The organism is Paraglaciecola chathamensis S18K6, assembly GCA_000314955.1.
GTDB classification, from domain to species: domain Bacteria; phylum Pseudomonadota; class Gammaproteobacteria; order Enterobacterales; family Alteromonadaceae; genus Paraglaciecola; species Paraglaciecola chathamensis.
This window is the reverse complement of the sequence record BAEM01000007.1, coordinates 1-14,862: the sequence shown is the minus strand read 5'-3', so window position 1 is coordinate 14,862 and position 14,862 is coordinate 1. Positions and strand designations below refer to the sequence as shown.

The 14,862-nt window shown below is 45.6% G+C and carries 10 protein-coding genes; 7 read left to right on the top strand and 3 right to left on the bottom strand.

Annotation, left to right across the window (positions count from 1 at the left end; translation table 11 throughout):
- Positions 1–107: 107 nt before the first annotated feature.
- Entirely contained in the window at positions 108–2,375 is a 2,268-nt protein-coding gene (locus GCHA_RS01995; protein WP_007984482.1) for a TonB-dependent receptor, read from the bottom strand.
- Positions 2,376–2,913: 538 nt separating this feature from the next.
- Here GCHA_RS01995 and GCHA_RS01990 point away from each other — a divergent pair.
- The gene (locus GCHA_RS01990) at positions 2,914–5,256 is read left to right on the top strand and encodes a TonB-dependent receptor (RefSeq protein WP_007984480.1); all 2,343 of its coding nucleotides are present in this window, start codon (positions 2,914–2,916) and stop codon (positions 5,254–5,256) included.
- Between the two features lie 17 nt (positions 5,257–5,273).
- A complete protein-coding gene (locus GCHA_RS01985; RefSeq protein WP_007984479.1) occupies positions 5,274–6,500 on the top strand; it encodes a dipeptidase in 1,227 nt (408 codons plus the stop codon).
- Positions 6,501–6,589: 89 nt separating this feature from the next.
- Here GCHA_RS01985 and GCHA_RS01980 read toward each other — a convergent pair whose 3' ends face one another.
- Positions 6,590–7,132, bottom strand: a complete 543-nt coding sequence (locus GCHA_RS01980) for an acyloxyacyl hydrolase (RefSeq protein WP_007984478.1) — start codon at positions 7,130–7,132, stop codon at positions 6,590–6,592.
- A 225-nt stretch (positions 7,133–7,357) separates the two neighbouring features.
- Positions 7,358–8,977, bottom strand: coding sequence for a response regulator (locus tag GCHA_RS01975; protein ID WP_007984477.1), 1,620 nt, complete (start codon positions 8,975–8,977; stop codon positions 7,358–7,360).
- A gap of 268 nt (positions 8,978–9,245) precedes the next feature.
- Between GCHA_RS01975 and GCHA_RS01970 the strand changes: the two genes are divergently transcribed.
- The 5 genes from GCHA_RS01970 to GCHA_RS01950 are packed head-to-tail and all read left to right on the top strand — an operon-like array spanning position 9,246 to position 14,835.
- Positions 9,246–10,736: a CoA-acylating methylmalonate-semialdehyde dehydrogenase gene (locus tag GCHA_RS01970; RefSeq protein WP_007984476.1), complete on the top strand. Its 1,491-nt coding sequence runs from the start codon at positions 9,246–9,248 to the stop codon at positions 10,734–10,736.
- A gap of 9 nt (positions 10,737–10,745) precedes the next feature.
- Positions 10,746–11,903, top strand: coding sequence for an acyl-CoA dehydrogenase family protein (locus GCHA_RS01965; RefSeq protein WP_007984475.1), 1,158 nt, complete (start codon positions 10,746–10,748; stop codon positions 11,901–11,903).
- A 58-nt stretch (positions 11,904–11,961) separates the two neighbouring features.
- Positions 11,962–13,092, top strand: coding sequence for an enoyl-CoA hydratase/isomerase family protein (locus tag GCHA_RS01960; protein ID WP_007984472.1), 1,131 nt, complete (start codon positions 11,962–11,964; stop codon positions 13,090–13,092).
- Between the two features lie 3 nt (positions 13,093–13,095).
- Complete coding sequence (mmsB, locus tag GCHA_RS01955; RefSeq protein ID WP_007984470.1) at positions 13,096–14,022, top strand: 3-hydroxyisobutyrate dehydrogenase; 927 nt, start codon at positions 13,096–13,098, stop codon at positions 14,020–14,022.
- Positions 14,023–14,073: 51 nt separating this feature from the next.
- Complete coding sequence (locus GCHA_RS01950; RefSeq protein ID WP_007984468.1) at positions 14,074–14,835, top strand: SDR family oxidoreductase; 762 nt, start codon at positions 14,074–14,076, stop codon at positions 14,833–14,835.
- Positions 14,836–14,862 lie beyond the last annotated feature (27 nt).

The following is a 14,862-nucleotide window of genomic DNA, read 5'->3' as shown; positions in this document are numbered from 1 at the left end:
TTACTAGAAAATACAGAGCAAGAGCGTTGTTTAGGTGAAATCTAGGTAATATCCAGATAATACATCGTATTAGCTGGACATTGCCTAGTGCTTGATAACGTAAAAAGCTAGAACCCGCCTCTGAACGTCATGCCAATCGTACGCGGAGTGACACGAATACTCGCTGGCGGATCAAACGGAGGGCGACCAATAGCACGCACTACACCGTCGTCATCAAACATGTTGTTTGCAAACAACGATATCTCATAACCAGAAAAGCGTATACCTAAGCGCATGTTTGCGACTGTGTACGCATCCATTTTACGATAGTTGGAGTTTTGCTCGCTGAATTCAGTAGAGCGGTCATCCGTGTACTGTACGTTAACCCAACCAAATCCTTCGAGATCTTTATTTAACTCAGTAGAATATTCAGCTGATGTCGTAAAAGAAATTTCAGGCACGAAGGGCGCAGCATCTCCCTTTTGTGCATCTAAGTTTGGCACATCGGCATCTAAAGTGGTGTTGATATAAGCCCCGCCTGCTGATAACACGAGCCCATCGAGGGGTTTAACGGTTACTTCAAGTTCAACGCCTTTACTGGTGGCATCACCGACATTTTCTTTAAAACCAAATCCGCACTCAAAGCTGCGACTGGTTTGCATGTCACTCCAGTCAATGTGGAAGTAGGTCGCGTTGTAGCTAACCGTACCTTGGGTGTCACTGCCTTTTACACCGACTTCGTAGTTCCAGATTTCATCTGGGTCGAAGAAACGCGTATCGCCACCATCACGCTCTACTTGTGCTAGTTCATCGGCACAAACTGATTCAGGAATAGCCCCATTGATACCGCCGTAGCGAAAGCCTTTAGCCGCTTGAGCATAGATGAGATTGTCGCGATTTAGGTGATAAGACACATTCAATTTAGGGTTATAACCATCAACTTTGCCTTTAGGGCGAGTGTCGCTGTTGGCTTCACCATTAAACAAACCAGATTGGTAAAATTCAATTTCTTGCTCCCAGTTGAAGTAGCGTAAGCCCGCAGTTATAGACAAATCACCGATATCGTAATAAAGCTCACCAAACAAGGCATAGGTCTTAACGGTTAAGTCATCAAAACCGTAGAATAAGTGATCCTCTGGCGCACCAAACGCAGAAGACGGCACGCCTAAGATGGCGTCAGCGCCGGGCACAGGAAAGGTATTCTCATAAAATACGTCTTTTTTGTCAGCATAAGCGCCCACTGTCCATTGCAAATCACTGTCGGTGGTGGAAGCTAAACGTAGCTCCTGTACGAATACCTCAGAATCGGTAAAGTCGATGAGTTCATGAGGGGTGATCCCCGGAGGCAATGCAGATTCAAATAGCAAATCAAGTGAGCGAGGATTGACGATTGAACGGTCAAAATAAGACGATGAGCTGGTAAGTTCAGCCCAGTCTAGATCGTAAGTGAGGGTGAGGTTAGCGATATCCATAGTGTCGTCAAAACCATCAAACGACGGGTAATCACGCACAAACAGTGGCGTTGAATCTATATCAACTGGGCGTCCGTCGTCTGAATAATCATGGTGGATGTAGCTAAATTCAACGCTCAATTCGTTGGTCGGTATGTACAATGCAGAGAGCTTGGCACCTTTGGATAACCCGTCATTCAGGTTTTTTTCACCGGTTAAACTGTTATCAATATAGCCACCATTATCTAAGTAATAGCCGCTAACACGCACTGCGAGTTCGTTGTCAATAATAGGTACGTTAACCAAAGCTTTAACTGATTTATTATTACTACCATGTTCTATTTTTGATGCGCTGAGTTCGTATTTACCTTCGAATTTCGATAGGTCTGGGTCGTTAGAAACCAAGCGCACTGTCCCTGTCATCGAGCCTGCGCCAAATAAAGTACCTTGAGGACCGCGCAGCACTTCAACGCGTTTTAAGTCAAATAATGCTAGTTCTGGGTTCATACCGCCCATTGAAATGGGGATTTCATCTAGGTAAATACCAACCGTTTCTTGGTTTTGGGTATCGTTGTCATTACCGCCCCCGTTTGCAACACCGCGAATAGACAAGCGCGTGCGTCCTGGACCATTTTCATAGGCGGTTAAGCTTGGCACTACGCCGAGTAAATCAGTGAAATCTACCGCACCTAAATTTTCAATTAAGTCTTCGCCCACCACATTAATACTGATAGGCACGTCATTCATGGACTCTGAGCGTTTACGAGACGTTACAATAACGCGTTCATATTGGGCGGTGTCCTGAGTCGCAGTAGGGCCATTTTCTTGTGCTTGCACATTGACTGAACTAGTGGCCGCAGCAAGACAAAGTGCAATGGGTGAATACTTAAATGTTTTTGTTGTTACAGACCTGATTTGGTCACGCAGTGTGTGTGTGTTTTGCATAATGTTCCCTTTTTATTAGTCGATGTGAGCGATCCCTATCGCTAAGTTGTGAAATGATAATTGGTGTTTTGCCATACCTTTAAGTTTACGGGTTTAGATCGATAGCCCGTTATGAAATATAGGGCTATGACTTACATCAATTATCGGCTCAGTTTCGACTTGTTTTATGCACCGCGCAATCACTTTTAGAACTGGTTCGACCTTGCTGATGCTAATAAACACGTGGCTTTAGCCAATAAAATTACTCGAATTTATTATTTGTTACATTTAGCTTTTGTGGTGCGTTTTTATTCTTTTGTGGTGCAGGTGAACCGTGGCTTGTGATTTTATTGCTCAGAATATTCTCAGGTGTTAACGGCCTTCGCTTGTCAGATCTGTCGTCAATCGCAATAAAAATGCGCGGTTTCACTCGCCTGCTGGTTCTCTCATGGTGCATTCAATGAAGTTGGTACGTTTATTGAGTTGCTTTGTGTCACTCCTCGAAGAAGGAGGCAAACCCACAAAGCAACACCAATGTAAATAAATAGGAACCACACACATGAAAAGAGCTACCCCGTCATTTCGTCCTACTTTACTTAGCGTGTCGCTTGCCGCGTTATTCACTGTTAATCCTGTTTTAGCCCAAGAGGTTGAAGACACATCGCTTAAAGATGCACCGGAGAAAATTCAGGTCATGGGGCGTCGAATTTCAGAAACAGAAGTGGCTATTGGCACAGGCGAGGTAACCAATACCTTGGCTGTCACCCGCGAAGCACTGTTGTCAGCCCCTGGCGGTATTTCAGGTTTAAAAATGCTCGAGAGTCTGCCTGGGTTCAATGTGCAAACGGATGGCGCTTTGGGATTATATGAATTTGGTAACTCAGTAAATGTACGTGCGTTTAACTTAAGCCAAATGGGCTTTGTGTTAAATGGCGTGCCAATGGGGCGTTCAGACGCTTTTGGCGGTAGCCCTATTTTCAGATATGTTGACAACGAAAACTTAGCGTCAGTGGTCGCCTCACCGGGCGCAGGGGATGTGTCAGCCCCTAGTTATTCTACACTGGGGCCCATTGCGTCTTACTACTCGGTTGATCCGTCAGATGAAATGGGTGGCATGATGTCACTGACTGTGGGTGACGACGACCTTCAGCGCTCATTTATTAAATTAGAAACTGGCGACATAAATGGTTTCAAAGCTTTTGTTAGTCGCTCAAAGACCGACAGTGATTTATGGCGAGGCCCAGGCACAATTGACCGAGAGCATATAGAGGCAAAAGCGGTTTATGCTTTTAGTGCTGATAGCAAACTGACTTTTAATTATGTCGCCAATGACTTTTTTGACTATGACTCCCCCTCCGCTACCGAAGCAACATTTGAAGATGATTACTACTACAGCTATTTAGAGTCGATACCTGAAGGTTGTATCGCAGCGATGCCACAAGTGTATGATTTTAATCAAGATGGCGTGATAAACGACGATGACTTCACTCCCGTATTCACTGGTAGCAATTGTACCAGTTACTATGAAGACAGAATCAACGTACGAGATGACCAGTTGTATTCCTTGCAGCTTGAAACCTATTTAACTGACAATCTGTTATTCGCGGGCACCTATTATTTTGAAGACAAAGACGGATACGGCGTATCGCCTGATTCATACAGTAACACTTTAAGTATTTATCAGCGCCAAGCGGCTGCTGGGCTAGATGTTGTGCATCCGCGCGGGGTGCAATACGGTCTTTCATCCGTTGGTGGTGATCGCAAAGGGTTTGTGGCTGATTTCACCCTAGAGCTTGAAAACAATGTGATTGAGTTCGGTGGTTGGCGAGAAAAAGACACCTACAACCGCACGCAGCAACGCTTGAACAAAACCGGTGGCAGTGCCGATGGAGAGGTGCTTTGGGATGAAGTTGCTTATTATCGACGAGACTACACGGCAGTGCGAGAAACCACTCAGCTATATCTAAAAGACACCATCAGCCTGCTTGATGATGCGTTGAAGCTAGAGCTTGGCATTAAGTCTTTGAGCGTAGATTACACTTTGGACGGCTATCGTGATTACGCCGACTATGAAATTAACAGTGAAGCTGGTTACGGCGCGCAATCTGTTGGCGGTGAATTCAGTAAACACTTTTTACCTTCTATCGGCGCTGTGTATAGCGTAAACGACACTGACCAAATCTTTGCCTCTTACTCTAAAAACTATGCTTTACCCAACGGCACTGACGATATTTACGATAATGCTTTAAGTTTTGAGCCTGAAACACCTGAGGGTGAAGAAGCAGACAACTTTGAAATGGGGTACCGTACCAATCAAGAAACCTTTAATGCCGCATTGGCGCTGTTTTACACGCGTTTTGATAACCGTCTATTTGCCAGCAATGTATTTAATCCCGCTACCCAGCAGCCTGAAAGCTTTTATATCAATGGCGGCGCATCACAAGCATACGGTTTTGAGTTAAGTGGTGTGTATCAACCTGCGGCATTTAACAAGCAATTGTATTTGAACGCTAACATATCCTACAAAGATGCATCTTTGGTTGATGGCTTCGGTAGCAACCCCGAAGGCAGCCGCTTAGCTGATAGCCCTAAATGGTTAATGACCGCTGGTATTACCTATGAGCCTACTGAGTGGCTTGTGGCCAATATGTCGGCGAAATATACCGGTAGTCGTTTTACTGATTACGCTGAAACTTACACCATGGACAGTTACACCATTGTGAGTGCGTACTTGGATTTTGGAGGCGTGAACCCCTTTGGTATTCCAGAAAACGTGAGTCTTCGCTTTAACGTGGACAACATATTTGATGAAGAAGTGCTGTCGTTTGCATTTGTCGACTCGGCATTTTATCGTCCACTTAACCCGCGTAATTTTCAAGCTTCTTTGAGCGTGACCTTCTAATGAATATGAGTAAACATATGTATTATTTTAATAAAAAGCTGCTTTCTATTACCCTCGGTTTGCTTTGTTGTCATAGCGCAACTGCCGCCGTTTCAATCGAGGAAGCAACCGCTATTCAACGTGGTTTAGTGACGCTGGACTCTCACCTAGACACCCCAGCGAACCTAGTGGTGCCGGGTTTTGATATTCTTGAGCGTCACACCTACGACCACGACTTTTCTCAGGTTGATGTACCGCGCATGCAAGAAGGGGCGTTAGATGGAGGCTTTTGGGCTGTTTATTCTCCTCAAGGCGAATTAACCAGCACAGGCTATGAGCAAAGTAGAGATACCGCGTTACTAAGAGCGTTGGCGATACGCACCATGGTAGCGGCCAACCCTGATGTGTTTGAATTTGCCACCGAATCTGCTGATGCCGAAAAGATTAAGAAGAACAGCAAACATATTGTGTATATGAGTATGGAAAACGCCTATCCATTAGGCACTGATATTAGTTTGCTAGAAACCTTCTATAAATTTGGTTTGCGTATGGCAGGTCCGGTGCATTTTAAAAATAACCAATTTGGTGACAGCTCAACAGATCCAGCTGGCACCAAATGGGATGGGTTGTCACCACTAGGTGAAAAACTGGTGGCTGAAGCCAATCGATTAGGGATTGTGCTTGATGGCTCTCATGCCCATGACGTAACGGTTAAAGATATGATCCGCTTGTCAAAAACACCGATTATTTTATCGCACACCGGCAGTAAAGCGATTTACGATCATCCGCGAAATGTTGACGATGCTTTGCTTAAACAGCTAGCTGAGTCCGGCGGCGTTATTCAGATGAATGCATACAGTGAGTACCTTGAAGAATTACCAGCGGATCCAGAGCGTAAAGCAGCATTTGGCGGGCTAATGAAATTGGTCAAAGAGGGTAGTGAGCGCAGTGTTATTCTTGAAAAGCGCCGGGAAATAGAACATGAACACCCTGCAGTTAAGGCCTCTTTTGAAGTTTACATGGAGCACTTTTTACATGCGCTGAAAATAGTCGGCCCTAAGCACGTGGGTGTTGGTGCCGATTGGGATGGTGGTGGTGGTGTTGACGATATGATGGATGTGGTCAATTTGCCAAAGATAACCAAACGCTTACTAGACGAAGGCTATAGCAAAAGTGACTTAGCGGACATTTGGGGCGGTAACGCCTTGCGGGTATTGCAGCAAGCGAGCGATTATGCCGCAAGCTTAAAAACTGCCAAAAAATAAGCACAGTGAGTCTAATTAATAACTGACACTAAGTGACTCGCCCACGAAAGTGCTGGGCGAGTGCTTTAGTCGGTTCTGTTTAAGCAAAACTAAAAATACACTGCATAAGAGACATTCAAAAAGTCTACGCCTGGATTATGGGTGTTTAAACCACCATTGGAATAATGCATGTACCGAAGGGCAATAGATTGGTTCATGTTTTCGCCAAAGTCGGTGACAAGTCCGAGTCGGTCCTCGAATTGATAATGCGAGCCAATATCTTTACCTGCAAAGCGGGTATCTTCAACAAGTGATACACCAATACCGAATTCCCAGCGAAGAGGGTATTTGTTCGCGATAGTCGCAAATTGTTTGGATAACACAGGTGAGATAGCAACGGCGTAATTGGTTTCGTGGCGGTTGTCAGCACCGACTTCCCAAAAGTTCATACTGACTTCCCAGTAAATGTCGACGTCACCTAACCATTTGATTTGAGTTAGTTGGGTGGCATAAGGACGATAAGCCAGGCGCACGCCTTGAATATCGTCTGAGCCAAGTAGGTAATCAACGGCGATCCCTTGCTTCGCAGCAAAAGCATTGGAGCTAGTTAAATAGGTGCTAAGTAAAGCAATAATAATAAGTAAAGTACGCATGTGTGTGGTCTCTATTAAGTTAATGTGTGATAACTAAATAGGGACTAAATAAAATAAAAAATAGATTTATTGTCGCAAATAATCGACTTTACCGTTCGGTTGTTTCGAATGATTCGTGTTAATAACGCAAAAATCAAACACTACTTACCTAGGGTTAACATTAACGGTTTATTGCTTAACCTAGCTAAACTCTAATTAACAAGTGAAGGGGCGTTAGCGCGTTCTTCAATTGAAAATAGAAGGCTTTTTTTCAACCTTCTTAGTGATTTCTTCTAATCTTTTTTGATTACTTGGGGTCATTTGACGGCGGGACAGCTCTAACAAGAACTGTTTTGTATTGACGTTTTTATATTTTGCTTGTTCAGCTTCTACTAAACTTTGCAGTAAATTTAAGCTAAAAGCTACTTCACGAGGAAACAACAAATAAGCCTGATAAAAGTGTTGAGTGGCTTTTTTGTATTCGTGCTTAATATAATATTCTAATCCGGTTTTATTAAAGCTTAGGGCTTCAGGGCGGCGCTCGCCTATCGACTCTTCACGCTTAATCACTAACATGTTAGCCACAGTGGTTTCGTTGCCATCATCAAGCTCGGAGACCCGTTCTTTGCAAAGTGCCAGTATTTCAGACGCTTTCATATCATTGCCTATGCCTTTCCAAGCAGTGATAGCATCGGTCATTTGTATTACATCGACGTCGGCCAAGTCATCCATACCTTCGCGATGTAAAAGTTCGGACGCTTTATCAAGATTACCGCCCATCACGGCAACAGCGGCATATAAAAAGTCTTTTTTAATAATCAGCTTTTGATCGAGATTTTTACGCCCAGCAGAGCCAATCAAAAACTTTGCGACTTGTAATGTTTTATCTCGCTCATTGGCACTTTTGCCTTCAGCTTCTTGCAAGTAGCAGCGGGCCAAATCTAAAGACAGTTCGTCATAGCGCTCTCGAATACCGCGGTTTGATTCACGTTTCTTTTCGAGCAACTGAATTGCCTCATTGTTTCGTTCTTGCGCTTGAAAAATATAGGCCTTTAGACGCGCCGCAGACACAGACATTTCGCCTTCGCGAATTTCGTTCATGTGATCTTCTGCTTGAGCATACTGGTTATTGCCGATGCAAATTCTGGCTAACCATTCTCGTGCTTTGTCGCTGGTCAGTTGGGTATTGGTCAGCTCTAACAGCATTTCTTCGCTTTGCGCTATTTGCCCATCTAAATACAAGCTTTGGATCAGCCCCCATCTGGCCCAAATGATTTTGTCAGAACTGCGCAGAACATCATTGTAGACACTAGCGGCTTCTTTAAAGCGCTTTACCTTTATCAGCAGCCGAGCCTGCAATTTGACCATTTGGCTGCGTAAGCGCGGGCGGCTATTGCGCTCAAGCATGTAAACCAGCTTGTCGAGTGCTAACTCAAACTCGTTGTCGTCCATCAACTTGAAAACGGGCTGCAAGTAATGATGAAAATTTAGACAAACAGAAATGTTTTTTTCAATACTGCGTATGGTGTATGGCTTGATGACCAATGCGTCAGGGTGCACATCCACGATCTGCCCCACTATCATGGGTAAGCGATCAGAGGTAATAAATATTATGCTGGTGGAGCTTTTAAGTAGGCCTTTTTCTTGAAGCTCTTGAACAACCTCAACGCCGTTTTTATTTTGCCCTAAGTGATAGTCCATTAGTAATAGATCGACACGTCTTAGGCGAACATGCGCTTTCAGTTCTCTACCATTACTGAAACAGCCCACTTCAGTGAAGCCCATCTCCATCAGATGATTGCGCAAATTAATACGCGCCATGCCGTTGTCTTCAACGATGGCGACTTTTATATCGCTAAGAGACATAGAAGGGGGTCATTCCTAGATGGTTTTTTTGTTTCATAATCAGAAGCATAACAAGAGATTAGCTTAGGATCTTGATTTTCTATATTGGCCGTTAGTGTCGCTTAGTGTGCCGCAGAACAACCCAATATGTATACAGAAGTTGTCAGTTTGTAGAATAAATAATTGAATTGACGTTAACGTAAAGGTAAATTATTTGATAATCTTGCTAACACTTCGTTAACAGTTTTGGTTTGCGGTAAAAATCAAAGCACTTTAAATAGGGCTACTTATGCAACACGTTCCTTTACTTATCAATGGTGAGTTTATTTCATCTGAGTCGAAACAGTTTATCGACGTTACTAACCCTGCCAATAATGCTGTCATCGCCAAAGCACCAATCGCCACTGATGCCGAGATTGATGCAGCCGTGGCCAGTGCCAAAGAAGCCTTCCTAACCTGGCGTGAAGTGCCAGCGCCTGAGCGCGCTCGCATCATGATGCGTTACCAACAGCTTTTAAAAGACAACCACGACGAAATTGCCACAATATTAAGCAGTGAAACGGGCAAAACGTTTGCTGATGCCAAAGGCGACGTGTGGCGTGGTATTGAAGTGGTTGAACAAGCCATGAATGTGCCGTCTATGATGATGGGCGAAACCGCTGAAAACGTGGCCCGAGGTATCGATACTTACAGTTATATTCAACCGCTGGGTGTGTGCTTGGGCATTACCCCTTTTAACTTTCCTGCCATGATCCCCTTGTGGATGTTCCCGATGGCGGTTGCTTGTGGCAATACCTTTATCTTAAAACCCTCAGAGCAAGACCCATTAACACCGACGCGTTTAGCTGAATTGTTTATCGAAGCAGGCGCGCCTAAAGGCGTGTTGAATGTGGTGCACGGGGGGAAAGACCAAGTGAACAAGCTGCTGAGTGACGATGATGTTCGCGCAGTGTCTTTTGTCGGATCAGTGCCTGTGGGCCAGCATGTGTATAAAACAGCGACCGACAATATGAAACGAGCTCAGTGTTTTGCAGGAGCGAAAAACCACTCAGTTATCATGCCTGATGCCAACGTAAAACAAGTTTTGAACAATCTTGTAGGCGCCTCTGTAGGAGCTGCTGGTCAGCGCTGTATGGCCATTTCTGTTGCGGTTTTTGTGGGCGCAGCAAGTGAGTGGATTGATGAACTGGCACAAATGATAGGCCAGGTTAAGCCGGGATTGTGGAATGATGACGAAGCAGCCTATGGTCCGCTTATCAGCCCTCAAGCTAAAGCCCGCGTATTGTCGCTTATTCAGCAGGGTAAAGACGAGGGGGCGAAGTGTTTAGTCGATGGCAGTGATTTTACCCTAGCCGGCCATGAAGATGGCAACTGGGTTGGGCCCACTGTATTTGGCGGTGTGACTGCTGATATGCAAATTTACCAACAAGAAATTTTTGGCCCAGTACTGTGCTGCATGACAGTGGACACACTTGAAGAAGCGATTGCCTTGGTTAACCGCAACCCATTCGGTAACGGCACATCAATTTTTACTGCTAGCGGCGCTGCGGCGCGTAAATATCAACACGAGATTGAAGTTGGGCAGGTGGGTATTAATGTGCCAATTCCTGTGCCATTGCCTTTCTTTTCATTCACTGGTTGGAAGAACTCTTTCTACGGTGACTTACATGCCTACGGTAAACAGGCGGTACGTTTTTATACTGAAACGAAAACCGTAACAGCTCGTTGGTTTGAGAACGATATTCCTAGCGGTCCAAATATGACCATTGAGTTGAAGTAAGGAGCAATTATGAATTTTGATTTAACTGAAGATCAACAAGCTTTTGCTGACACTGCTAGGCAATTCGCCGAGCAGGCCTTAGCGCCAAACGCGGCTAAATGGGATAAAGAACACCACTTTCCTAAAGACGTTATCCAGCAAGCGGGCGAACTCGGCTTTTGTGGTTTGTACACCAGTGAAGAAGACGGTGGTTTAGGCTTAAGCCGCTTGGACTCATCGATTATATTCGAGCAGTTATCCATGGGTTGCACGGCTACCACAGCCATGATGACCATTCATAATATGGCAACGTGGATGATAGCCAAATGGGGTAAGCCCGAATTAAAAGATAAGTGGTGTCCTGATTTGGTCACAGGCAAGTTACTGGCTTCGTACTGTTTGACTGAGCCAGGCTCAGGTTCAGACGCCGCGGCCCTTCGCACGAGCGCCAAGTTAGATGGCGATGAGTATGTATTAAACGGTTCGAAGATGTTTATTTCAGGCGCTGGTGAAACTGATGTGCTGGTGGTCATGGCGCGCACGGGCGGTGAAGGTCCTAAAGGGATCTCAGCTTTTCTTGTACCCGCGGATGCCAAGGGCGTTGTCTATGGCAAAGCGGAAGAAAAAATGGGCTGGAACGCTCAGCCAACGCGCTTGATCACCTTTGATAATGTGCGTATCAGCCAAATTAACTTACTCGGTGAAGAGGGCCAAGGATTTAGTTTTGCTATGCAAGGTTTAGATGGTGGGCGCGTGAACATCGCTACTTGTTCAATTGGTACCGCTCAGCAAGCACTGAATACAGCCACTGCCTATATGCAGGAGCGTACCCAATTTGGTAAGCCATTAGCGGCCTTTCAAGCATTGCAATTTAAACTCGCCGATATGGCCACTGAGCTTGTTGCGGCTAGACAGATGGTGCGTTTGGCGGCATTTAAATTAGATAACAAAGACTCAGAGCGCAGTGCGTATTGTGCTATGGCTAAGCGTTTTGCCACCGATGTAGGGTTTGAGGTGTGTAATCAGGCCCTGCAAATTCATGGTGGGTATGGTTACATTCAAGAATACCCCTTAGAGCGGCATGTGCGAGATGTACGTGTGCATCAAATCCTCGAAGGCACTAATGAAATCATGCGCATGATCGTCGGTCGCCGTCTGTTAGCAGCTGACGCCGGTAACATACTGTAAAGCGAGTATAAAAATCCTCAATATTGAGGATTTTTGCCATAAAGAATAGGAGTAGATAGTGTCTGATAGCGTTATTTTTCAAGAACGTACTACCACCAGTGGCATGCGAATAGGGCATGCTTCGCTTAATCGCCCTAGTGCTCACAATGCACTGAACATGGATATGATCCAGTTACTGATGCCTCAGCTTTTAACGTGGCAGCAAGACCCAGCAATTTGCATGGTGATATTAGATGGTAGTGGCGATAAAGCGTTGTGCGCAGGCGGCGATGTAGTGGCCATGCATAACGCCATGGCCGATGAGCCCAAAAGTACACCAGCGTCCTTGCAGGCGTTTTTTACCCAAGAGTATCAGCTGGATTATTTGATCCATACTTACGCTAAGCCGTTCGCAGTGTGGGGAGCCGGTATTGTCATGGGAGGCGGTATGGGCTTAATGAATGGTGGTAGTCATCGGATCGTCACTGATAGTTCTCGCCTTGCGATGCCTGAGATAAGCATTGGACTTTATCCTGATGTTGGAGGCAGCTGGTTTTTAAATAATATGCCACCGGGCTGTGGCCTATTTCTAGGCATGACAGGGGCGAGTATGAATGCTGCTGACGCCTTGTACGTCAATATGGCTGACTATTTCATGCCAAATGATATGAAAGCGCAGTGGCTGGAGGGGTTAGAACAATTGCCGTGGGGTAATGATAGCGCGGCAAATGCAGATCAGCTAAGCGTAATGTGCGCCCACTTACATCAACAACACCAAGCGCTGCTGCCTGTGTCAAAGGTGCAACCCTTGCAAGGATCGTTGGCACAGTTGGAAAGTAAAAAGACAGCTGCAGAGGTGGCTGAGCAGATTTTACAATTAGATGCCGGTGATGATCGCTGGCTAGCAAAGGCGCAAAAGACACTGCAAGCCGGTTCGCCTATTAGTGCGAACTTGGTATTTGAGCAGTTACAACGCGGACAAAGTATGACGTTAGCCCAGTGCTTTGCAATGGAGTTGATTATGTCCTGTCGTTGCGGCGAGTTTGGCGAGTTTCAAGAAGGGGTTCGCGCACTATTGGTAGACAAAGACCATCAACCTAAGTGGCATTACGCAAGCGTTGCTCAAGTGCCAAAAGAAACAATGGTTTGGTTTTTCGATAGCCAGTGGCAAGGCACCGAACACCCATTAAGTCACTTAGATAAGGAATAAAGCATGTCTCTATCAAATTACTCTGTTGCGTTTATCGGCCTTGGCAATATGGGCGGGCCTATGGCGGCTAATTTACTCAAAGCGAATGCGAAGGTCTGTGTTTTTGATCTTGTGCCACAGACAGTTGCTGAGTTGAAAACCCAAGGCGCAAGGGCAGCTGCCAGCGCCGAAGAGGCGGTGAAAGGCGCTGATATAGTGATATCGATGCTACCCGCGGGCAAGCATGTTCAAGGTTTATATTTGGGGGATAGCGAGCGCGGCACAGGGGGCCTGATTGACGTGCTTGAGCAGAACACCCTCGTCATTGATTCAAGTACCATTGATGCAGCAACCTCAATATTGGTAGGGAAAACCTTGGCCGAAAAGGGCATTGATTTTGTCGATGCACCGGTCTCCGGCGGTACCGCTGGGGCGGCAGCAGGCACGCTAACCTTCATTGTCGGTGGCGACAAAAGCGCATACGAAAAAGCGCACCCTGTACTCAGCGCCATGGGGAAAAACATCTTCCATGCGGGGCAAAATGGCGCCGGGCAAATTGCGAAAATTTGCAATAATATGCTGTTGTCTGTGTTGATGGTCGGTACATCTGAAGCGCTGCAAATGGCCATTGATAACGGTCTTGATCCCAAGGTGATGTCAGACATCATGTTGCAAAGCTCAGGACGGAACTGGACATTAGAATTATATAACCCTTGCCCAGATGTGATGCCCAATGTCCCGTCATCAAATGATTATAAAGGTGGCTTTATGGTGGATTTGATGCGTAAAGATTTAGGCCTAGCGTTAGACACCGCCCTTAAAAGTCATTCCAGCACGCCCATGGGGGCGATGGCGCAAAATTTATATAACATGCATAGCATGCAAGGCAGCGGTCTACGCGACTTCTCAAGTATATTTGAGCTGTTTTCAGCACAACATAAAAAACAGTAGCTACGCGTTGCCGACTAACACATAGATTTCAACAAAATAGGATAAGACAAGATGCAATTAAGAGGATCTGTTATCGCCATTACCGGTGCCGCTCAAGGCTTGGGCCGGGCAATGGCTCAAGAGGTTGCTGAACAAGGGGCAAGCGTTGCATTAATTGATATGCAAAAAGAACCGCTAGAACAAGCTGCCAAAGAGCTAAGAAGCTTAGGCATTAAAGCTGAATATTATGTGGTTAACGTTACCAACGAAGCCGAAGTAGAGGTCGCGTTTGCTGACATAGGCATGGACTTCGGCCAATTAAACGGCTTGATCAACAGTGCAGGTATTATGCGTGATGGCATGTTGCTGAAAGTCAAAGAAGGCAAGGTCGTCAGCAAAATGTCCAAAGAGCAGTTTCAATCTGTGCTTGATGTAAACGTGACAGGTACGTTTTTATGTGGTCGTGAAGCCGCTAAACAAATGATTGAAAGCAAAAGCGATGGCGTGATTATCAATATTTCGTCCGTTTCTCGCGCCGGAAACATGGGGCAAACAAATTATTCCGCATCTAAAGCCGCTGTAGCTACTATGACGGTGTCTTGGGGCAAAGAGCTAGCCCGGTTTGGTATTCGTACTGGATGTATCGCGCCCGGTTTAGTTGAAACTGCCATGGCCGCCCAGATGCGCCCTGAGATGCGCGAAGCATTTTTAAGTTCGGTGCCGCTGCGCCGCTTAGCTAATGTTGAAGAGTTGGCACACACTGCGAAATACATCTTTGAGAATGATTACTTCACTGGCCGTACGATAGAGTTAGATGGAGGAACGCGCGTTTAAGTGCTGCTTATACCAATCCGCATTAAT

Coding starts and splice junctions, on each gene's coding strand:
- GCHA_RS01995 (WP_007984482.1), bottom strand. CDS start 2,375: ATGCAAAACACACACACACTGCGTGACCAAATCAGGTCTGTAACAACA.
- GCHA_RS01990 (WP_007984480.1), top strand. CDS start 2,914: ATGAAAAGAGCTACCCCGTCATTTCGTCCTACTTTACTTAGCGTGTCG.
- GCHA_RS01985 (WP_007984479.1), top strand. CDS start 5,274: ATGTATTATTTTAATAAAAAGCTGCTTTCTATTACCCTCGGTTTGCTT.
- GCHA_RS01980 (WP_007984478.1), bottom strand. CDS start 7,132: ATGCGTACTTTACTTATTATTATTGCTTTACTTAGCACCTATTTAACT.
- GCHA_RS01975 (WP_007984477.1), bottom strand. CDS start 8,977: ATGTCTCTTAGCGATATAAAAGTCGCCATCGTTGAAGACAACGGCATG.
- GCHA_RS01970 (WP_007984476.1), top strand. CDS start 9,246: ATGCAACACGTTCCTTTACTTATCAATGGTGAGTTTATTTCATCTGAG.
- GCHA_RS01965 (WP_007984475.1), top strand. CDS start 10,746: ATGAATTTTGATTTAACTGAAGATCAACAAGCTTTTGCTGACACTGCT.
- mmsB (WP_007984470.1), top strand. CDS start 13,096: ATGTCTCTATCAAATTACTCTGTTGCGTTTATCGGCCTTGGCAATATG.
- GCHA_RS01950 (WP_007984468.1), top strand. CDS start 14,074: ATGCAATTAAGAGGATCTGTTATCGCCATTACCGGTGCCGCTCAAGGC.